This window comes from Atopomonas hussainii (assembly GCF_900109735.1).
Lineage (GTDB): Bacteria > Pseudomonadota > Gammaproteobacteria > Pseudomonadales > Pseudomonadaceae > Atopomonas > Atopomonas hussainii.
The window spans coordinates 93,991-114,636 of sequence record NZ_FOAS01000001.1 but is presented as its reverse complement, the minus strand read 5'-3'; the positions used below and the strand labels follow the sequence as shown (position 1 = coordinate 114,636).

Annotated in this window: 20 protein-coding genes; 15 read left to right on the top strand and 5 right to left on the bottom strand. The window is 60.2% G+C overall.

Annotation, left to right across the window (positions count from 1 at the left end; translation table 11 throughout):
* Positions 1-41: 41 nt before the first annotated feature.
* From dprA to aroE, 4 genes are all read left to right on the top strand, one after another.
* Entirely contained in the window at positions 42-1,142 is a 1,101-nt protein-coding gene (gene dprA / locus BMX80_RS00565) for a DNA-processing protein DprA (RefSeq protein WP_074864059.1), read from the top strand.
* A gap of 187 nt (positions 1,143-1,329) precedes the next feature.
* Positions 1,330-1,884, top strand: a complete 555-nt coding sequence (locus BMX80_RS00560; RefSeq protein WP_074864057.1) for an L-threonylcarbamoyladenylate synthase — start codon at positions 1,330-1,332, stop codon at positions 1,882-1,884.
* 19 nt (positions 1,885-1,903) lie between these two features.
* Positions 1,904-2,830, top strand: coding sequence for an oxygen-dependent coproporphyrinogen oxidase (hemF, locus tag BMX80_RS00555; RefSeq protein ID WP_074864055.1), 927 nt, complete (start codon positions 1,904-1,906; stop codon positions 2,828-2,830).
* Positions 2,830-3,666: a shikimate dehydrogenase gene (gene aroE / locus BMX80_RS00550; RefSeq protein WP_074864053.1), complete on the top strand. Its 837-nt coding sequence runs from the start codon at positions 2,830-2,832 to the stop codon at positions 3,664-3,666. Before hemF ends, aroE begins: the two co-directional genes overlap by 1 nt.
* Before the next feature lie 212 nt (positions 3,667-3,878).
* Here aroE and BMX80_RS00545 read toward each other — a convergent pair whose 3' ends face one another.
* Entirely contained in the window at positions 3,879-5,840 is a 1,962-nt protein-coding gene (locus BMX80_RS00545; protein ID WP_083394188.1) for an alkyl/aryl-sulfatase, read from the bottom strand.
* Between the two features lie 102 nt (positions 5,841-5,942).
* On the opposite strand from BMX80_RS00545, the gene BMX80_RS00540 reads away from it, so the two are divergent.
* From BMX80_RS00540 to BMX80_RS00515, 6 genes are all read left to right on the top strand, one after another.
* Positions 5,943-6,887, top strand: coding sequence for a LysR family transcriptional regulator (locus tag BMX80_RS00540; RefSeq protein ID WP_074864051.1), 945 nt, complete (start codon positions 5,943-5,945; stop codon positions 6,885-6,887).
* Positions 6,888-7,029: 142 nt separating this feature from the next.
* Positions 7,030-7,887, top strand: a complete 858-nt coding sequence (gene pbpG, locus BMX80_RS00535) for a D-alanyl-D-alanine endopeptidase (protein ID WP_083394203.1) — start codon at positions 7,030-7,032, stop codon at positions 7,885-7,887.
* Between the two features lie 276 nt (positions 7,888-8,163).
* Positions 8,164-9,147, top strand: a complete 984-nt coding sequence (locus BMX80_RS00530; RefSeq protein ID WP_074864047.1) for a phospholipase C/P1 nuclease family protein — start codon at positions 8,164-8,166, stop codon at positions 9,145-9,147.
* Entirely contained in the window at positions 9,131-10,387 is a 1,257-nt protein-coding gene (locus tag BMX80_RS00525) for a peptidylprolyl isomerase (protein ID WP_074864044.1), read from the top strand. The genes BMX80_RS00530 and BMX80_RS00525 overlap by 17 nt, the downstream gene beginning before the upstream one ends.
* The gene (locus BMX80_RS17655; RefSeq protein WP_074864042.1) at positions 10,384-10,962 is read left to right on the top strand and encodes a hypothetical protein; all 579 of its coding nucleotides are present in this window, start codon (positions 10,384-10,386) and stop codon (positions 10,960-10,962) included. Before BMX80_RS00525 ends, BMX80_RS17655 begins: the two co-directional genes overlap by 4 nt.
* Before the next feature lie 83 nt (positions 10,963-11,045).
* Positions 11,046-11,501, top strand: a complete 456-nt coding sequence (locus BMX80_RS00515; RefSeq protein WP_071871657.1) for a 3'-5' exoribonuclease domain-containing protein — start codon at positions 11,046-11,048, stop codon at positions 11,499-11,501.
* A gap of 9 nt (positions 11,502-11,510) precedes the next feature.
* Here BMX80_RS00515 and BMX80_RS00510 read toward each other — a convergent pair whose 3' ends face one another.
* Positions 11,511-12,341, bottom strand: coding sequence for an extracellular medium-chain-length polyhydroxyalkanoate depolymerase (locus BMX80_RS00510; protein ID WP_074864040.1), 831 nt, complete (start codon positions 12,339-12,341; stop codon positions 11,511-11,513).
* Positions 12,342-12,524: 183 nt separating this feature from the next.
* Here BMX80_RS00510 and BMX80_RS00505 point away from each other — a divergent pair, with 183 nt between their 5' ends.
* Together BMX80_RS00505 and BMX80_RS00500 are read left to right on the top strand one after the other, a co-directional pair.
* Entirely contained in the window at positions 12,525-14,276 is a 1,752-nt protein-coding gene (locus BMX80_RS00505; RefSeq protein ID WP_175474864.1) for a DUF1302 domain-containing protein, read from the top strand.
* Positions 14,277-14,288: 12 nt separating this feature from the next.
* Positions 14,289-15,650 (top strand): DUF1329 domain-containing protein, encoded by a 1,362-nt coding sequence (locus BMX80_RS00500; RefSeq protein ID WP_074864037.1) that lies wholly within the window; start codon positions 14,289-14,291, stop codon positions 15,648-15,650.
* A 21-nt stretch (positions 15,651-15,671) separates the two neighbouring features.
* Here the strand turns inward: BMX80_RS00500 and BMX80_RS00495 are convergent, their stop codons facing one another.
* A complete protein-coding gene (locus BMX80_RS00495) occupies positions 15,672-16,301 on the bottom strand; it encodes a TetR/AcrR family transcriptional regulator (RefSeq protein WP_071871661.1) in 630 nt (209 codons plus the stop codon).
* A 110-nt stretch (positions 16,302-16,411) separates the two neighbouring features.
* Here BMX80_RS00495 and BMX80_RS00490 point away from each other — a divergent pair, with 110 nt between their 5' ends.
* The gene (locus BMX80_RS00490; protein WP_074864036.1) at positions 16,412-17,218 is read left to right on the top strand and encodes an alpha/beta fold hydrolase; all 807 of its coding nucleotides are present in this window, start codon (positions 16,412-16,414) and stop codon (positions 17,216-17,218) included.
* Here BMX80_RS00490 and BMX80_RS00485 read toward each other — a convergent pair.
* Together BMX80_RS00485 and BMX80_RS00480 are read right to left on the bottom strand one after the other, a co-directional pair.
* Positions 17,198-17,620, bottom strand: coding sequence for a PA0061/PA0062 family lipoprotein (locus tag BMX80_RS00485; RefSeq protein WP_074864035.1), 423 nt, complete (start codon positions 17,618-17,620; stop codon positions 17,198-17,200). The two genes, BMX80_RS00490 and BMX80_RS00485, sit on opposite strands and share 21 nt — an antisense overlap.
* A gap of 61 nt (positions 17,621-17,681) precedes the next feature.
* Positions 17,682-18,224: a gamma carbonic anhydrase family protein gene (locus BMX80_RS00480; protein ID WP_074864034.1), complete on the bottom strand. Its 543-nt coding sequence runs from the start codon at positions 18,222-18,224 to the stop codon at positions 17,682-17,684.
* A gap of 49 nt (positions 18,225-18,273) precedes the next feature.
* Between BMX80_RS00480 and prlC the strand changes: the two genes are divergently transcribed.
* Positions 18,274-20,322 (top strand): oligopeptidase A, encoded by a 2,049-nt coding sequence (gene prlC / locus BMX80_RS00475; protein WP_074864033.1) that lies wholly within the window; start codon positions 18,274-18,276, stop codon positions 20,320-20,322.
* Positions 20,319-20,585 carry a YheV family putative zinc ribbon protein gene (locus tag BMX80_RS00470; protein WP_074864032.1) on the top strand — a complete coding sequence of 89 codons (267 nt, stop codon included), beginning with the start codon at positions 20,319-20,321 and terminating at the stop codon, positions 20,583-20,585. The genes prlC and BMX80_RS00470 overlap by 4 nt, the downstream gene beginning before the upstream one ends.
* The last annotated feature ends 61 nt before the right edge of the window (positions 20,586-20,646 follow it).

Below are 20,646 nucleotides of genomic sequence, written 5' to 3'. Positions count from 1 at the left end.
TTTTAGCGGCGTTGTTGTTTCTGCCGCCAAGGAAGGTGGATATGTTTCAAGCCCCCGATCAGTTGCAGGCCTTGTTGCGCCTGCAAATGCTGCCCGGCATTGGCAGCCGGCGCCTGAGCCAACTGCTGGCCGCCTTTGCTAGCCCCGTGGCAGCCCTGCAAGCGCCCGCATCGGCGTGGCGCGCCCTGGGCATGCCGCGCGAAGCTTGCGAGCAGCGCCGCGCTAGCGAGCTGCGCGAGGCCATCGACACCACCATGGCGTGGTTACAGGCCCCACATCATCATCTGCTATGCCTAGGTGATGACGCCTACCCCGCGCTCTTGGCGGAAATCGACGATGCGCCGTTTCTGTTGATGGCCGAGGGCGACCTTTCCTGCCTACAAGCGCCGGCTTTAGCCATGGTTGGCAGCCGCAATGCCAGCAAGACAGGTGCCCGCTGCGCCCGTGACTTTGCCGCCACTTTGGCTGGCGCGGGCATGCTGATTGTCAGCGGCTTGGCCCGTGGCATCGACACCGCCGCGCATCAAGGGGCGCTAGCCGGTGGCGGTAAAACCGTGGCCGTGTTGGGCACGGGGCTGGGGCATATTTACCCGGCCAGCAATCAAGCATTGGCAGAGCAGATTGTCGCCCAAGGCGGCGTCTTGCTCAGCGAGTTGCCGCTGGCTTGTGCGCCGGTGGCGAGTAACTTTCCACGACGTAATCGCATTATTAGCGGTTTAAGTGTGGGCACCTTAGTGGTGGAGGCCGGGCTCAACAGCGGCTCGCTGATCACAGCTAAGCTGGCCGCTGAGCAAAATCGTGAGGTGTTTGCCATTCCCGGCTCTATTCAGCACCCCGGCAGCAAAGGTTGCCACCAACTGCTGCGCGAGGGCGCCGTGCTGGTCGAGCAGGTGCAGGATATTTTTGCCCAGCTGCAAGGCTGGCAAACCAGCGCACCGGCCAAGCCCGTGCAGGCCGACTTGCTGGCCGGCACAACGCGACAACAGCAGGTGCTGCGCGAACTGCGGGCACAGGCGCAAAGCAGCGACCAGCTCTGTCAGCTGCTCGCGTGGCCGCTGCACGAGTTATTGGCTGAGCTTACCGAATTAGAGCTTTCTGGCGTCATCGCCCAACAGGGCGGCCGCTGGCAAGTGCTGAACTGAGCACTCTGAATAAGACGTTGGCTGTTTAATCTTGGCGGCGCTTTTGCTCGCCATTCAGCGTTGCCACTCCTCGTCATAGAACCACTATGGCTCGTCACGGCGCCTAGCTTGGCGAGCAATATCACTCGCCAATTTTTAAACGAACGCCTTATCCAGAGCGCTAAACTCCCTAAAAAAGGGGGCGCCTATGCCAAGTCAGTTTGCAGTTCAGCGTGCGGCGCGGGTCATTGAAAGTGGTGGCGTTTTGGCCTATCCCACCGAAGCGGTGTGGGGCCTCGGTTGCGATCCGTGGGATGCCGGGGCCGTACAGTGCTTGCTGGCGCTTAAACAGCGGCCCTTAAGCAAAGGGCTGATTCTGGTCAGCGGCACGCTTGAGGATTTCGCTTGGCTGCTGCATGACTTACCCAGCGCCAAACTCAGCGAGCTGCGCCTGTCGTGGCCCGGCCCGCATACCTGGCTGGTGCCGCACCAAGGCCGCGTGCCGCATTGGATTAGCGGCGAGTCTGAGTTGGTAGCGCTACGGGTCAGCGCGCATCCGGTGATTGCCGCGCTAACGGCATTTACCGGTCCGCTGGTGTCCACCTCGGCTAACCCCAGCGGCAAGCCTGCCGCGCGTTCACGCTTACGCCTTGAGCAATATTTTCACCAACAACTCGACGGCATTCTGCCCGGCGCGTTGGGCGAGGCGGCTAATCCCAGTATCATTCGCGACTTAATCAGCGGCGCCGTGCTGCGCCCGTAAGCTTTCGCGAGGAATTGCCATGAACTCTGCCGACGCCGTTGAAGCGGTCAAAGCCTACCTGCTCGACCTGCAAGAGCGCATTTGCGCCGGCCTGCAAGCCGCCGACGGCCAAGCCGTGTTTGCCGAAGACAGCTGGACCCGCGAAGGCGGTGGTGGCGGGCGTACGCGGGTGATCGGCGAAGGTGCGCTGATCGAAAAGGGCGGGGTTAATTTCTCCCACGTGTTCGGCACTAACCTGCCGCCGTCAGCCTCCGCGCATCGTCCTGAGCTGGCTGGGCGCAGCTTTCAGGCCATGGGCGTGTCGCTGGTGATTCACCCGGAAAACCCGCACGTGCCCACCTCGCACGCCAATGTGCGTTTCTTTATTGCCGATAAACCCGGTGAAGAGCCGGTGTGGTGGTTTGGTGGTGGCTTCGACCTAACCCCGTATTACGGCGTGGCTGAAGACTGCGTGCACTGGCACCAAGTGGCCCGCGACGCCTGCGCGCCGTTTGGTGACGACGTGTACCCGCGCTATAAAAAATGGTGCGACGAGTACTTCCACATCAAGCACCGTGGCGAGCCACGTGGCGTGGGCGGCTTGTTTTTTGATGACTTAAACCAAGGCAGCTTCGAAGAATGCTTCGCCTTCTTGCGCAGCGTTGGCGATGCCTACTTGAAGGCCTATCTGCCGATTATCGAACGCCGCCGCCTGACCCCGTTCAGCCAAGAGCAGCGTGACTTCCAAGCCTTCCGCCGGGGTCGCTACGTGGAATTTAACTTGGTCTACGACCGTGGCACCTTGTTTGGCCTGCAATCGGGCGGGCGTACCGAGTCGATTCTGATGTCGCTGCCGCCCATCGTGCGCTGGGGTTACGACTGGAAGCCGGAGCCCGGCAGTGCCGAAGCCAAGCTCACCGATTACTACCTGCAAGACCGCGACTGGCTCGGCGAGGCGGGGCTGTAATGGTTGCCGGGCTTGATCAATACGGCGTGTTCGGTAACCCCATCGGGCACAGCAAGTCGCCGCTGATTCACCGCCTGTTTGCCGAGCAAACCGGACAAACCATGAGCTACGAAGCCTTGCTGGCACCGCTGGATGGTTTTGCCGATTTCGCGCGTGATTTTTTCGCCCGTGGCGGGCGCGGCGCTAACGTCACCGTGCCGTTTAAGGAGCAAGCCTTCGCCCTAGTAAACCAGCTCAGCGAGCGTGCCGAGCGCGCCGGTGCGGTAAATACCCTATGCCGGCATGCCGACGGCAAGCTGCTCGGCGATAACACCGACGGCGTAGGATTAGTCCGCGATCTCACCGTGAACGCCGGTTGGTCGTTGGCCGACCAGCGCATTCTGCTGCTTGGCGCCGGTGGCGCGGTGCGCGGTGTATTGCAGCCGTTGCTGGCACATAAGCCGCGCGAGTTGGTGATCGCCAACCGCACTTTGAGCAAGGCAGAAACCCTCGCCCAGCACTTTGCTGATTTGGGCCCTGTGCTGGCCAGCGAGTTTGCCTGGTTGCAGCAGCCGTTCGACCTGATCATCAACGGCACCTCGGCGAGCCTTGCCGGTGAACTGCCGCCTTTGCCGGCGGCGGTGATCAAGCCTGGGCACACGCGCTGCTACGACATGATGTACAGCGCCGAACCCACCGCCTTTAATCGCTGGGCCAGCGACTTGGGTGCTGCCGCCTGTATGGATGGCCTCGGCATGTTGGTCGAACAAGCCGCCGAAGCTTTCTTGCTTTGGCGCGGCGTGCGTCCCGACAGCGCGCCGGTATTGGCTGAGTTGCGCGCGCAGTTGGCGGGGTAATGCGCACCTCGTTATGACGACAAAAGGCTGACCGGCTAACCGGCCAGCCTTTTTTGTTTAGGCGGTATTAAGGGAGGCGCTGATTTAATCGCCGAACGCTTCAAGCGCAAGGCGTACGGAGCGCAGCAGCCGAGGCATACCGTCTGGTAGGTGAGGTTGTGAGCACCGCACAACGCAGTGATTGGGTCGTGCAGGCATTAAATCAGCGTTTCCTAAGGCCGCGTCACAATCGGAAAACGCCCATCCGGCTTATCCAGCAGGCCAAAGAACTCCCCGAGCTTAAGAACGCTGCCATCGATGCTCACCTCGTCGGAGGTTAGCAAGGCCGCCGCGCCCGCTTTACCAATCACCATTTGCAGGAAGAAGTCCTTGGTGAGGCTGAGCTGAGCATCCGGCTCGATGGTTTCTTCGGTGGCGAGCATGCGGTTATGCAGCACGGCGTTTTCTAGCCACAGTAGGTAGCGCTCGCCGCTGTCGGTGAAGTTGAGCACCACGCGCAGGTTTTTGTCTGCGGCGGCCTCGGCATCGAGGCGCGTGGCCATGCTGGCGAGAAACTCGCGGGTGTCGGTGTGGCGCAGCATGTCGAGCATCATTGCCGGGCTAAAGGGTTGCTCGGGCAGGCCGTGGCGCAGCTCATAAGCGCCGCTTAGGTAGAAATTGCGCCATGGGGTGCCTTCGGCTTGGTAGCCCAGTTGCTCAAAGGCTTTGGCTTGCAGTTCGCGCGCGGCTTGGTTGTCGCGGTCGGCATATACCAAGTGCTTGCCCAGCTCGGCAGCCCAGCGGTAGTCGCCTGCGTCGTAGGCCTGTTGCGCTTGGCTCAGCAAGGCTTCAGAGCCGCCGGCGAGGGCGAGGTATTTTTCAGCAGCGGCCACCGGCGGCAGTGGGTCGAGGTTGGCGGGGTTGGCATCAAACCAGCCGAGATAAAACTGATAAATCGCCCGCACGTTGTGCTTCAGCGTGCCGTAATAGCCATGCACGGCCATCTGCTGATCAAGGCTGGCGGGCAGTTTGAGTTGCTCGGCAATCTCTGGGGCGGTCAAGCCTGCGTTCATGCCGCGCACGGTTTGGTCGTGCAGAAAACGGTACACATCGCGCTGGGCGGTTAAGAATTGCTGGATGTTCGCTGTGCCCCACACCGGCCAGTGGTGCTGGTTGAACAGCACTTCGGCTTGCTCGGCGTAGTGCAGCATCTGCTGGATATGCTCCGACCACAGGCGTGCATCGCGCACTTTGGCGCCGCGCAGGGTGTACAGGTTATGCAGGGTTTGGCTGACCATTTCGGCGCCGGCAAAGGCCTTGTGCTCGGGCAGGCTAAAGGTCAGCTCGGCGGGGGCTTCGGCGCCGGGCATGCTGTGGAAGATAAATTCCACGCCATCCACAGTCAGCGGCTGCGCGGCCTCATTGATCAGCACCGTGGGCGGCAGAATGCCGGCGCGGCCAAAGGCCACGGCTTTGCCTAAGCCGTTATCCACTAAGCCCGTGGCCGAGCGCGGCAAGCGCTGGCCGTACATAAAGCTGGCGCGGCGCGACATAGCCAAGCCCATCAGCAGGTTCTCGCTGGTCGCCTCGGCCATAAAACCTTCAGGGGCGATGATCGGCGTTTGCTGCGCGCGGGCGTCTTCGGCGCTGAGAATGCCCAGCGCGCCGCCAAAGTGATCCACATGGCTGTGGGTAAAAATCATCGCGCTCACCGGCTGCTCGCCTAAGTGTTCGCGGGCAAAGGCCCAGGCAAAGGCGGCGGTTTCGCGGCTGGTCAGCGGGTCGATAACAATCCAACCCGTCGCGCCTTGAATCAGCGTCATATTGGCTAAGTCGAAGCCGCGCAGCTGCCAGATGCCCTCGCTGACCTTAAACAGGCCGACTTGGTTATTCAGCACGGCTTGCCGCCACAGACTGGGGTTAACCGTGTCGGGCGCATTGCCGTGGAGAAAGTTAAAGCTGTCGAAGTCCCAAATCACCACGCCTTGCTCGTTGCGCACTTGGCCACTGGGCTTGGCAATAAAGCCGCGCTGGGCGTCTTGCAGCGCCTGTTGATCGCCCAAGTTATACGCCTTGGCCACGGCGGCGTTGGCCGCTTGCGTGCTGGCGCTGGCGGCGCTGTTGCTGGCCTCGTTGGCGGGTTCGCAGCCGGCGATAGCCAGCAGGGTGGTGAATAAACACAGGCGACGCAGCACGGTGGGCTCCTTAAATCGGTGGTCTTGCCAGCAGCATGCGCTGCGGCTGATTATGCGTCCAATGCATGGTTTTCATTTATTGAATGCGTAAAAGGTATTGCTATGGAGCTTCGTCACTTGCGTCATGCGTTGGCCTTAGCGGAGCAGCGCAACTTTGCTCGCGCGGCAGAAACGCTGCACATGACCCAGCCGGCGCTGAGCCGCAGTATTCAAAGCCTAGAACAAACCGTGGGTGAGCTACTGTTTGATCGCGGCCCGCGAGAGGTCACGCCCACCGCACTCGGCGAGTTGGTGCTGCGCCATGCGCGCGGTTTGCTGCTCGCCGCCGAAGAACTCGAGCGCGACGTGCAGCTGGCGCGTGGCCTTGAGCTGGGCGAGTTGCGCGTTGGCGTCGGCCCGTTTGCCGGTGCGGCGTTGGTGGATGTGCCGCTCGGCCAACTGATTCAGCGCTATCCGCAGTTGCGCTTAGCGGTGGTGGAAGCACCGTGGCAAGAGCTGCCGGGGCGTTTGCAGCGCCGTGAAATCGATCTTGTCGTGGCGACCGTGCATCAACTGGAGGGCCAAGCGGAGTACGAGTTTTTGCCGCTGGGCGATCACCCCACCGTGCCGCTGTGCCGTGCTGGGCATCCGCTGCTCAGTGGCCCAGCACCAAACTTATCTGACTTGCTGCGCTACCCCTTGGCCGGCCCGCATCTGCCAGAAGAGGCGCGACAGCAGCTGTTCCGCCTAATGCCGCCGCCGCTGCGGCGCAGCACTCAGGAGCACCTGCGCCAAGCGATTGTCTGCGACAGCTCGGCGATGCTGCGCAATATTCTTAAGCAGTCTGATGCCCTGACCTTAATGCCGCTGTTTATTGCTCTGGCAGATCTGTACGCCGGGCAATTACAGCTATTGCCGCTGCCAGCGCTTAATGTGCGCGGCCGCTTTGGCGTGGCGTGGTTGCGTGGCCGCACGCTGTCGGCCCCGGCGCAGCAGTTTATCCAGCGCCTGCAAGCGCACGACCAAGCGCTGAGCGAGCAGGAGCAAGCGCTTCTGGCGACTGCGTGATGATTATTCAGCCTTTCAAGCAGCGCCTATCTAGGCGGTTAAATTGCCAATCCCTATACTGCGCCGCCCGCGCTATGCTGAGCGCATCCACCCTTTTTGTGAGAGCCCTATCGTGCCGTTATCCCGTGCCTTCGGCAGCTTGATGCTGCTGTGCTGTTTGGCCTTTTCCAGCGCTGTGCAGGCGGCGCCGAAACAACAGCTGGCTTCTGGCAGCGCGCTGCTGGTGGATTTGAACAACGGCCAAGTGCTGTTCGAAGAAAACCCCGACTGGGTGGTGCCGATTGCCTCGGTAACTAAGCTGATGACCGCCATGGTGGTGCTGGATGCCAAGCAATCGCTCGACGAGCCGCTGCCGATCATCATTCGCGACGTGAAAGAAATGCAGGGTGTGTATTCACGCGTGCGCATTGGCAGCGTGATCAGTCGCCGCGAGATGCTGCTGCTGACCTTGATGTCGTCAGAAAACCGCGCCGCCACTAGCTTGGCGCATCACTACCCCGGCGGCGTGCCGGCGTTTATCAAGGCGATGAACGCCAAGGCGCAGGCGCTGGGTATGAGTAATAGCCGCTTTGTCGAGCCTACGGGTTTGTCGGAGTTCAACGTCTCCAGCGCGCGCGACTTGGTCAAACTGCTTAAAGCCACTCAGCAATACCCGCTAATGAGCCAACTGAGCACCACCGGCGAGCGCACCACGCAGTTCCGTCAGCCGCATTACAGCTTGGGCTTTCGCAACACCAACCGCTTGGTCTACAAGCCCGACTGGAGCATTCAGCTGACCAAAACCGGCTTCACCAATGCCGCCGGCCATTGCTTGGTGATGCGTACCCGTATGGCGGACCGCAACGTGGCCTTTGTGGTGCTGGATGCCTTCGGCAAATACACCCACATGGCCGACGCCAACCGCTTAAAGCGCTACTTGGAAACCGGCAAAGTCAGCCCCGTGCCAGCGGCGGCGCTGAGCTACAAACAACAGAAGCTGGCGCAACGCCAAGCGTACTGATGGGTAACGCCCGCCGGGCGCTGTGTTATTGGCAGGGCGTGTGCGTTTGTCGATTACGGACACGCCTTGAGCTATCGGGTCAATCTGCCGGCTGACCCTTGTTTGGCGATTTTTTGCGCAATAGTCTGCGCCTAGGACTCCTTCATCACGGCTTGCCCATAACGATTTCGTTGGGCGAGCTTAAGTGTGTCTAGGGCTCCAGCGGCGGTGCTGTCACCGCAGCGACAACTTCACCTGTTGTGATGCTCAAACCCAATAACAAAAGAGAGCTAACCCATGAAACACCTCACCGCGCTCGCGGCGGGCGTGGCGCTGGCAGTGTCTGCCGGTAGCGCCAGCGCCTGGACTCAACCCACGCACAAAAACATCGTTAAAGACGCCTTGGCGTTTATGAACTCCAGCTACGCCACCGCCGATATGAAGCGTGCGTATCAGTTCTACGTCAGCGCTGCCGGTAGCGAAGCCAAAGCGGGGGATATCCTTGGCCAAGCGGCTTACGACGTGGACGACTTCAAAGACACCCGCTTGGGTGGCTGGTGGGTCGGCTACGAACGTGCGCCTGTGTACGGCCTTGCTGCGTCGATTGTTAGCTACACCTCGTACTGGCACTTCATCAACATGGGCCGCCAAGGCGACTCGCACGGCAACGACCACGGTGGTTACGACTACCGCTACCACAAGGTCGACGGCGGGATTGCCGATGTCGACTGGTACGCGATGGTCTACCTGTACAACCGTGGTCTGAAAGACGACGACTACAACACCACCGAAGCCAACTACCGCCAAGGCAGCCGTTCGAACTGGAAGGAGCACTACGACGACTTCCAAGCGATGGCCTTCCAGCCGATCGATAACTTGGCTAACTACTGGTTCGAGCAGTTCAAGCGCGCGCCGTCGCTGCAGACCATTGGTTACTCGCTGCACGCCACCGGCGACGTAGCGCAGCCGCACCACACTTGGATTACCTCGGCCAATGGCCACTCCAGTTGGGAAGGTTGGGTCGAAGATAACTACGCCAAAGAAGGCTTTAACAACCAAGCCGCTGTCGCTGCCGTAGTGGGTAACTACAACGCTGCCAAGCCGCTGCGCGACATCATCACGCAGACCGCGCAGGTGGCCTACCAGCACCCTGAGCCGCTGTACGACACCAGCAGCACTACGCGGGTACGCGTAGCGAAAAAGCTGATCCCAGAATCGATTGCCTCCACCGTCACTGTGCTGACCAAAGGGGCGAATCAGTTCTATGGTCAGTCGCTCTAAGACGGCCTGCGTGTTCACCCTGCTGCTGGGGCTTGGCCTCAGCAGCAGCGGCTGGGCAGGCAGCGACCTTGTCATCAATGGCACCCGCTTACCGGCGAAAAGCATCGCCGTGCTGGAAAAAGCCCTCACGCGGGTCAAGTTCAACACCGATTTAGCCGAAGTGCGCCAAGGCTTAGTGGATAACCGCTTGGTGGCCGAGGCCGTGCAAGCGCAGCTAACCCCCGCCAACCAAGACAGCCTGAAGGTGGATGTGCAGCTCGAGAGCAGCGACTTGATAGAGCGCGTGCTCGGCAAGCAGCTAGACAACGACTTTCAACCCTATTTAAGCGCCCCGCAGCCGCTCACCAGTGCGCAGCTGCGCGCTGTGCTGCAACCGCGTGCCGGCTTAGTGGCGCTCAACAGCCTGTGGCTGGATGAGCAACAACGCGCCGAGGCTGGAGCGACTGAGCTGGTGACGTGGACCTTTGCCGGTGAAGCGCCGCATACCCTCAACCTGCTCGAGGTGTGGGACAGCGTGGCCGTGCAAGGCAAGGTCGAGCTGCAAAAGGGCAACCTGCAATACCTCGGCGGGCAAGTGGCGCAGCATGTGCAGCGTCAGTACCACTGGCATCAGCTGAAAAAGCTCGGCTACAGCGCGGCGGAGATCGACGGCATTCGCCAGCTGGTCAGCGACAAGCTGGTGCGCCACAAGTACATGCACCAGTTGGGCTTGCACAGTGACTTTCACCACGAAACACCGGTGCTTAAAGAACTCGCGGCAAAGGTCAGCGATGCCGACGCCAAGGCCTACTACGCCGCCAACAAGGCGCAGTTTATGAATGTGGCGCAGGTGCAGGCCGCGCATATTCGTGTGGATAGCCAAGCCAAGGCTGATGCCGTGTATGCCGAGCTGCAACAAGGCTTGGCCTTTAGCGAAGCGGTGCATAAGTACTCGCTGGCGGACGACAAAGCGCAAGCGCTGCCCGGCGACTTGGGGCTGATCCGCCACGATGACCCGAGCCTGAGCTTTCTGCACAAAACCGCGCTGATCCAAAAAGCCGACACGATTTCGCAGCCCATGCTGATCGATGGCTTCTTTGAAATCGTGCAGGTGCGCAGCCGTAAAGATCGCCTGCTGCCGCTCAGCGACCCCAGCGTGCGCCGCGAGGTGAACCAGTACGTGGCGCGCCAACAGCTGGCCAAGCAGGTGGAAGATCAGCTCGCCAGCCTGCGCGCCAACGCCAAGGTGCAAGGGTTATGACGCGCTGGTTGTTGTTAGCGCTGGGCTGCGTGAGCGGCGGGGTAGCGGCGGCGTGGCTGCTGTTTAGCGCGCCGCCCGCCACGCTCAATCACCCTTTAGCGGGCGTGGCGACCCAGCCCGCCAGTGCCACAGCGGCTAAACCTGAGCTGGCCAAACCGGCCAGCGATGCGTTTAGCGTCAGCCCCGCACCAGAGCGCCCGATAGAAGCGGAGGCCGCGAGCGAGCCCACCTTAAGCCCTGCCGAGGCGATTACCTTGATGCAGGTGATGGCCGAGCAAGGCGACCCGCGCAGCCCTGCGTTGTTAAAAACCACGCCACGGCGTTTGCCCAGCGCTGAGCAGTTGGCCGATAGCGAGCAATACAGCGCCTTCGAGCAAGAGCAGCTTAACGACCTGCTGCGCAGTTACACCGGCATCGTTAACGACATTCCGGAGATTAAAGAACGCATCGACCAAGCCGAACAGTTGGGTGAGCGCACACCGGACGAAATCAACGAAGCCCGCGAAGCGGTAGGGCAGCTGGAAGCCATGCAGGCACGCCTGCAGCAAGAGAACCCAGCACTGCTGCCGCAGTAATGGTTTTTCCTCTGTCGGTTAGACGATTACGCAGCCAGCGCCTAGGCTGAAAATCATCATCCCCCGAGCAAGGATGCCCGTGCATGGCGCTGGTTTTTATCGATACTGAATTTACCGCCTTGGCCGACGATGCGCGGCTGATCTCGTTAGCACTGGTGGGCGAGGGCGGCGCGCCGGTGTTTTATGTCGAAGTGAACGACCACTGGGATGAAACCCAGTGCAGCGAGTTCGTCCGCGAAGTGGTCTTGCCGCAGCTGAATATGGCCGAAGACGGCATGGGCCTCGCCGAAGCCGCACTGGCGCTGCGCTGCTTTATCGAAGCGCTTGGCGAGCACGTAGAAATCGCCAGCGATGCGCCGGGTTGGGACGGCGCCATGCTCGAACAATTGTTCAGTGCCAGCGGCGTGCCATGGCCCGGCCGCCTACAGCGCAAACTGCGCAATGTCGGCCACCTGCGCGATCACCTGCCAGATAGCTTATTTCCGCACCACGCCCTCGACGATGCCAAACAACTGGCGAGGGCGTGGGCGGCGTTGTAATCCGCAGGCTTAGGGGTGCTGATCAAACCACGCCTTGATCTTGCTCGGTGAGCGGGCAAACCACTCATGCCCGCCGCTGAGTTCGGTATAACGCGCTGTGGCGATGCCTTGTTGCAGCAGGCGGTCGTAGTACAAATCCATGCTCCACCAAGGCACCACGGCGTCGATAAAACCGTGCACAAACAGGGTGGGCGGATGGTCTGCCGGCAAGCTGCTCGGCACCACACACAGCGGCCCCGCACAGGTGGCATACGAGCCCGACTGCACCGCCAGCGCGCGGAATTGCCCGGCAAACGACACCGCCATACGGCTTGTGTTATAGCCGCCGCTGGAAATACCCGTGGCGTATTGGCGCTGCGCATTCAGCGGGCCAAACACGCCGTTATGCATGGCAGCCAGTACATTGCTGAGAAAGTCGAAGTCAGTGCTTAGCTCATAGGCCTGCGCAAGGCCGGGAATATTGGTTTGCCAAAACAAATCCGCCGGCGCGCTGGGGGCAATCACCGCATAGCCGCCCTCCAGCAAGGCCTGGATCAGCTTGCCTTGGTAATAACCGCCAAAGGGCATGTTGCTGTAGTAGGTGAAGTTATTCAGCGGAAAGAACGAGCCTTGGTAAATCAGCACCACCGGCCAACCCGCTGCCGGTGGGGTGCCGCTGGGCACTTGGTAGATCACTTTGCGTTGACCCACCACGCCGGAATCAATCCAGCGCGATTGGTAACTGCAACTGACTTTGGCGGGCAGCAAGAGGGTTTTCGCGCGTTCGCTACAGGGTGACTGAGCAAAGCTGAGGCCGCTGAGTAAGCTCAGGGCAAAGAGACAACACAGGGAGCGCAACATGTTGAAGGTCCTCAACAGGGCTAGGGGTCTATAGCGATAAATCGGAATTTAAGTTCCGTAAATGCCATTCTGACCAACGGTCTATATCGCGACGGTTACAAATTAATGCTTGCGCAGTGCCGCGCTTGGGTCTATTTAATGGAACCGATGTTCCGATTCCAATAAAAACCAGAGGACTGCATCGTGAACGTACAGGGATACCGCCCCCTCGCACTCGGCACTTTGGTGCTGATAGGCTGTAGTACTGCGAGCCAAGCGTTTCAGATCCGCGAGCCGGACTGGACGCTCTCCATCGACACCACGCTTTCCTACGGCGTCAGCTACCGCATGGAAAGCCAAGATCGCCGCCTAATTGCCCGTGCCAATGGTGGGCGCGGCGATAACGCCGCGCTAATCAACAGCGATGACGGCAACCTCAACTTCCAAAAAGGCGAGCTGTTCTCCCAAGTAGTGAAAGCGGTCAGTGACTTGGACTTCAACTACCAAGGCCGCTATGGCGTGTTTTTGCGCGGCAAAGCCTTCTACGACTTCGAGTTGGAAGAAGATGGCCGCCGGCACCGCAAAATCAGCAGTGATGGCCTCGCTGAGGCAGGCTCCAGCGCCGATATTCTCGATGCCTTTGTTTACGGCAGCGGCACTTGGCTGGATGAGCGCGCGTTTAACCTGCGCGTGGGCCGGCAGGTGATCAACTGGGGCGAGGGGCTGTTCTACCAAAACGGCATTGGCGTCACTAACCCGGTGGACATCAACGCCTTGCGCGCCCCCGGCTCGGAAGTCAAAGAAGCCTACATGCCGACCTTTATGCTCTACGGCTCGTTCGAGCTGCGCGATAACTTGAGCGTCGAGGCCTACTGGCAACCCGGTTGGGCGTGGGAAGCGTCGAAAATCGACCCCTGCGGCACCTATTACTCCACCCTCGATGTGCTCGGCGAAGGCTGCGACTACCTAAGCGTATCGCCACTGCAAGAGCCGCTTACCAGTGGTCGCGCCTTCGACAGCCCGGCTGCGGCGCAAGCTTATGCCAATGCCTTGCCGGCGAGCCCGCTAAATAATTTGCTCAAAGGCTATCTGCCGAGCACGTTTATTCAGCGTGACAGCGATGTGGATGCCGACTCGGCCAGCCAGTACGGCCTTGCCTTGCGTTGGTTTGTGCCGGAGTTGAACGACACCGAGTTCGGCGCCTATTACCTGCGCTACAGCATGAGCGCGCCGATGCTCGGCCTCACCGTGGCACAGACAACTACCTTGCCAGTGGTGGGCACTCTGCCCTTGGCCAATACCGCACGTTATTACGCCGAGTATCTTGAGCATCGCGACCTGTATGGCCTGAGCTTTAACACCACCTTAGGGGGTGACACTTGGCTGAATGGCCTGTCGCTGGCCGGTGAGTTGAGTTACCGCCCAGATGCACCGATTGCCTTGGGGTTAGGCGAATACCTACCCACGGCACTTACCGGCAGCACGCGTGGTATCAGTCCCGGCACGCGCCTCGATGGCTATCGCGAGAAAGACATGCTGCAGGCTTCGCTGGTGGGCATCTACAACTTCAACGGCTTGCTTGGCTCCGACTCTGCCACCTGGATGAACGAAGTAGTGGCCAGCCGTGTGCAGGGGTTGGAATCCAATGTGGATTACTACGGGGCCACGAGCAGTGCTTGGGGCGCGCAAACCAGTGTGTCGCTGACTTATAGCAACGTCTTCAATCTGGTCAATTTAGTGCCTTCGGCCAGCTATCAATACGGCATTAACGGTGTGGCGCCGCAACTCACCAACGGTTTGTTGGAAGAAGCGAAAAGCTATTCGTTGGGCGTCGATGCCATCTATCAAGAAGCCTTTACCGTCGGGGTGAAATACGTCGGTTACAGCGGCGCGGGGCTGGCGAACAAGCGCAGCGACCGCGACTTTTTAAGCTTCAACGTTAAATACAGCTTCTAAGGAGAGATGCGCATGAACACCACCATCCTAGTGCGCGCCTTGGGCGCCTTTGCCTGCGGTTTGCTAGCCGCCAGCGCACAAGCCAAAGTCAGTAGCGAAGAAGCGGCGCAATTGGGCGCGAACCTAACGCCCCTAGGGGCCGAGCAGGCCGGCAACGCCGCCGGAACTATTCCGCCATGGCAGGGCGGCTTACAGCAGCAAGCTGATGCCTATGTGGAGGGCGAAGGCTACCGCGACCCCTACGCCAGCGATCAGCCGTTATTCACTATCGATAACGCCAACGCTGCGCAATACCGCGAGCAGTTAAGCCCCGGGCAAATCGCTATGTTGCAGCGCTACCCCAAAACCTGGCGCTTGCCGGTGTACCCCACGCGGCGTTCGGCCTCGTACCCCGACAAGGTCTATCAAGCGGCCAAGGCCAATGCGCTGAGTGCGCAACTGCTGGATAGCGGCAATGGTTTGGCTAATTTCAGCTTGGCTACACCATTCCCCGTGCCTAAGTCGGCGCTAGAGGTGCTGTGGAATCACTTGGTGCGTTATCGCGGCGACAGCGTTAAGCGCTTCTACGCACAAGCGGTGCCGCAGCAAAACGGCAGCTTCTTTGTCAGCAGTATTGAGGATCTGTTCTTGTTCAACCCAGCCGCTGGTGATCAGTCACAAGCCAACGGCAATGTGCTGTTTTACTTCCGCCAGTCGGTGTTGGCCCCGGCGCGTTTAGCCGGTACTGAGCTGCTGGTGCACGAGACCGTGAACCAAGTGCAAGAGCCGCGATTGGCCTGGCTGTATGCCGCCGGCCAGCGGCGCGTGCGACGCACACCTAATGTGGCCTACGACTCGCCCGGCACCGCGTCGGATGGCATGCGCACCACGGACAACTTCGATATGTTCTCCGGCGCGCCGGACAAATACGACTGGCAGTTGCTGGGTAAGCGCGAACAATACGTGCCCTATAACAGCTATAAATTCGCCAGTAAGAAAAATCGTTATGCCGAGATGATTCAAGCTGGGCATGTGAATCCTGATTTATTACGTTATGAGCCACACCGCGTGTGGCACGTGCGTGCCACGCTAAAAGCCGGGCAGCGTCATCAATATAAAACCCGTGATTTTTACTTTGATGAAGACAGCTATCAGTTATTGGTAATCGATCATTACGATAATCGCGATAATTTATGGCGCGTGGCAGAGTCATACACCATTAATTATTACGATCAACCTTTGCTGTGGACCGCCGGCGATGCCGTGTATGACTTAACCAATGGCCGTTACGTGATGGGTATTTTGTCTAACCAAGAGCCGCGCGCGCAGTTTGGTGTGGCGTTAAGCCCGAATGATTTCACTCCAGCACAATTGCGCCGTGAAAGTCGTCGCTAACCGGGACGGGGCAGGCGCTGATTATTCAGCGTCTGCCCAATCGTTATGCAGATAACTGCACACCATACGCGCCAATTCGGCAGGTAGTTGTGCGTTGGGGGTGCGGCCTAACTGGCCGGTGAGGGTGTGGTAGTTCATGCTGGCCAGCAGCACATGGGCGAGCAAGTCGGCGGCTTGTGCGGGGTTGGCGTGTTTACGCCCTTGCAAGCGGGCCAAGGTGAGCAAGCTAAAGGACTGCGCGATGTAGGCGTTAAGTTCGTGAAAGCGTTGGCGAAATTGCATGTCGCTGCTGCTGCGGCGAATCAGTGCACGTAATAAGCCTTCGCGACCATGAAACAGCGTGAGTACTTGGCTGATATAGCGCTCGGTTTGGCTAAATAAATCCAGCGGCTGACTGAGTAAGGTTTCATTAAGTTGGTCGATAGCCGCGCGGCTTTGTTCTACAAAACGTTGGTGCACGGCGTAGAGTAATAAGTCTTTGTCGCCAATTAAGCGATAAAACGTACCCACGGAGGATTCCGCCTGCTGCGCAATTTGCGCAATACCGGTGTCTTCGAATTGATTGCTTTGCAGTAATTCGGCAGCCACGTTTAAAAAGCGCTCAAGCGCTTGTTGGCTACGGGCTTGGCTAGGGCGGGGAATGCGCTGCATTCAACGTTCTCACATTAGAGTGCAATTAAATTATGCACATTAATGACGGCGAGCAAACATCCTTTTTTGCAGCATTGTTTTTATTGAATCGCATCACAAGGAGCGATGTCATGTTACAGCTTGAGTTGCCCCAAGGCACTTGGTGTTACGAGCGTTATGGTAGCGGTAGCCCGGTGTTGTTGCTACATGGCTTAGGTTCGGCCCGGCAAGACTGGCAAGCCCAGTGGCTGGCGCTGTCGCAGCATTATTTGGTGATCTGTGTTGATTTACCTGGCCATGGCGAGGGGCGACGTTTGCTGCAGCGCACCCCGTTGCCAGCCTTGGCCGACGAGCTGGCCGCCTTTATCGATGCCCTAGCGCTGGGCCCTTGCGCGGTGGTGGGCATGTCGATGGGCGGAATGTATGGCTTTGAGCTGCTGGCGCAGCGGCCCGATTTAGTAACGCGCTTTGTCGCAATCAACACTGCGCCGCATTTTCCGGTCGATACATGGCAAATCCGCAGCAAGCTCTGGCTGCGCGAGCGCTTAGTGCGTTGGTTTGGTCTGTCGGCGCTGGCCAGCAGCTTGGCGAAAAAACTCTTTCCGTATCCGCAGCAGGCTGCGCTGCGCGAGCAGCTAATCGCCCGCATCAGCGCCAACCGTATGCCCGATTATTTGCATGCGTTACAGGCCTTTCCCGGTTGGTCGGCATTGCCGCGCTTAGCGGGGTTAAACACGCCGATATTGGTGGTCAGTGGTGATCGCGATTACACCCCGCTGGCGTTTAAACGCGCCTATGTGGCGGAGCTAGCCAATGCGCGGCTGGAGGTCATTGCCGACTCTGGGCATGCCACACCGCTCGATCAGCCCGAAGCGCTTAATCAGTTGATACTGAGTTTTTTGGCCGAGCCGCTGCCGTTAAAAAGCCCCGCAGCGTAGCTCTTTGGCGCGGGCCAGTACTTGGCCGGTTTCGTCGTATAAACGCACGTAGCCGCGCCAGCCTTGTACTTGGCCGTGCAGGCGGTAGCGCTGGCCCGCGGCGAAGTCGGCGTAGTGCAGGCGGTAATGGCAGGTGACCTGCACCGGCTCGCTCTCTTGACCTAAGCTGCCGCCGCCGGGGCGTTCGAAGATCAGCTTGCTCTCCAGCGTGTGCGCACCGGGGGCTAGGTCGAAGTAGCGGCCATCGGGCCAGCGCTGCTCGTCGAGTTTTTCCGCCATCAGCAGCTGGCCGGGGTGATAGCTCAGGCTCACCCGCACTTGGCCCTCGGCCAGCGGTGGAATCGGCGTGCTGGCGCAGGCGCTAAGGGCAACGCCGGCCAACAGCAGAGTGATTAAGCGCATGGTGTTCTCCTCGGCACGGCAATCAGACCACAGACTTTGGCCATTGTTACGCCGCAATCGACTAGGCGCGATAGCCCTGTTGCAGATGCTGGTCTTTAAGCTTCACGTAGTTAGCGGCGGTGTAGCGGAAGTATTCACGCTCTTTGTCGCTCAGTGGCCGCGCCTGTTTAACGGGGCTGCCGACGTACAAATAGCCGCTGACAAGCGTTTTGCCCGGCGGCACTAAGCTGCCGGCGCCGAGCACCACTTCGTCTTCGATCACCGCGCCGTCCATGACAATCGCGCCCATGCCGATCAACACCCGATTGCCCACCGTGCAGCCGTGCAGTAGGGCCTTGTGGCCGATGGTTACGTCGTCGCCAATGGTCAGGGGGTAGCCGTCGGGGTTATACGGCCCGGCGTGGGTGATGTGCAGCACGCTGCCGTCTTGCACGCTGCTGCGCTGGCCAATGCGGATGCGGTGCATATCGCCGCGAATCACCACCAGCGGCCATACCGAGCTGTCGTCGCCTAAGTGCACATCGCCGAGCACCACGGCGCTGGGGTCGATAAACACCCGCTCGCCCAGCACCGGGGTATGTTCGAGGAAGGGACGTACGGCCATGCTGCTGCTCTCCTGTTAAGATGCCCGCATTGTGACTGAGGATAGCCCCGTGACCCAAGCCAACCCGCTGCTCTGCGCCTACGACCTGCCCCCTTTCAGCCAAATTAGCGCCGCCCATGCGCAGCCGGCCATCGAGCAAATTCTGGCCGACAACCGTACGGCGATCGCCGAGATTCTGGCTCAACAACCGGCCGCGCCGAGCTGGGCAAGTCTGGTGCAGCCCTTGGATGAACTCGGCGAGCGCCTAGGCCTCGCCTGGGGGCCGATCAGCCACCTCAACGCCGTGTGCAATAGTGCCGGGTTGCGTGAAGCCTATCAGGCCTGCCTGCCGCAGCTGTCGGCCTATTGGACCGAGCTGGGGCAAAACCGTGAGCTGTTCAACGCCTTCGAGGCGCTGGCCAACAGCCCCGCCGCGGCTGGTTTTAGCGTGGCGCAAAAGACCATTCTTGAGCACAACTTGCGCGACTTCCGCCTCACGGGTATCGACCTGCCCGCCGAACAACAACAGCGTTTTGCGGCCATCTCGGCGCGCTTGGCGGAGTTGTCTAACCAGTTCTCCAACCAACTGCTCGATGCCACGCAGGCGTGGACCAAGCACCTGACGGACGCCAGCCGTTTAGCCGGTCTACCCGATTCGGCGCTGGCGCAAATGGCCCAAGCCGCCGCAGCCCGCGAGCTGGAAGGCTATCTGGTCACGCTGGAGTTCCCCAGCTACTACGCGGTCATCACCTACGCCGACGACCGCGCCCTGCGTGAAGAGATCTATCAGGCCTACAGCACGCGCGCCTCGGAGCAAGGCCCGAATGCTGGCGAGTTCGATAACGGCCCGCTGATGGCGGAGGTTCTCGACCTGCGCCATGAAATGGCCCAGCTGCTCGGTTTTGCCAACTACGCCGAGCTGTCGCTGGCCAGCAAGATGGCCGAGTCCACCGAGCAGGTGCTGAGCTTCCTACGTGACTTGGCCGCCAAGAGCCGTCGCTTTGCCGAGCAGGATTTAGCCGAATTGCGCGCCTTTGCCGCCGAGCAAGGCGTGAGCGATCTGCAGAGTTGGGATGTCGGCTACTTCGGCGAAAAACTGCGCCAAGCCAAATACAGCGTCGCGCAAGAAGAGCTGCGTCCGTACTTCCCGATCGACAAGGTGCTGGGCGGCATGTTCGCCATCGTTGAGCGCCTGTACGGCATTCAGATCAACGAGCTGCACGACGTCGAGCGCTGGCACGCCGATGTGCGCCTGTTTGAAATTCGTGAAAACGGCGAACAAATCGGCCGCTTCTTTATCGACCTCTACGCCCGCGCCAACAAGCGCGGCGGCGCGTGGATGGACGGTTGCAAAGACCGCCGCCTGACCAGCGCCGGCAGCCTCAAGCTGCCGGTAGCTTACTTAGTGTGCAACTTTACCCCAGCGGTGGGCAGCCAGCCGGCGCTGCTGACGCACGATGAAGTGACCACGCTGTTCCACGAATTCGGCCACGGCCTGCACCACCTGCTCACTCGGGTGAACGAGGCAGGTGCCTCGGGCATTAACGGCGTGGCGTGGGATGCCGTCGAGTTGCCCAGTCAGTTTATGGAAAACTGGTGCTGGGAGCCGCAAGGCCTAGCGCTGATCTCCGGCCACTATGAAACTGGCGAAGCGTTGCCGCAGAGCTTGTTGGACAAGATGCTCGCGGCGAAAAACTTCCACTCAGGCCTGATGATGCTGCGTCAGTTGGAGTTCTCGCTGTTCGACTTCGAACTGCACGCCAGCCACGGCGATGGCCGCTCGGTGGCCGAGGTGCTGCAAGCTATCCGTAGCGAAGTGGCCGTCATGCAGCCACCGGCCTACAACCGCTTCCCCAACAGCTTTGCGCACATTTTCGCCGGTGGTTACGCCGCCGGTTATTACAGCTACAAGTGGGCCGAAGTGCTGTCTGCCGATGCGTTCAGCCGCTTCGAAGAAGAAGGCATCTTGAACGCCGACACTGGCCGCGCCTTCCGCGACTGCATTCTCGCCAACGGCGGTGCCGAAGCACCGATGGTGCTGTTCCAGCGCTTCCGTGGCCGCGCACCGAGCATCGACGCCCTGCTGCGCCACAGCGGCTTGAGTGAGGAGGCCGCATGAGCGACGTGCAAAAGCGCTTTATCGCTGGGGCTGTGTGCCCCGCCTGTAGCGAGATGGACAAGCTGCGCATGTGGCAAGTCGACGGCGTGCCGCACCGCGAGTGCGTCGCCTGCGGCTATGCCGATACGCTGGACGAGCGCGGCAACGCGGTGAGCCGCGAATTGCCCACACGAGTGAATGCCGCTGCGCCGAAGAAACCAGCTAACCCGCAGGTGCAGACGGTGCAGTTTTTCCCTAATCCCAAGCTTAAAAAGCCCGATTAACCCGGCGCTGCAACATTTGGCAAACACTTAGCGGAAAAGCGGTCTTTATCGATTTTTGCCG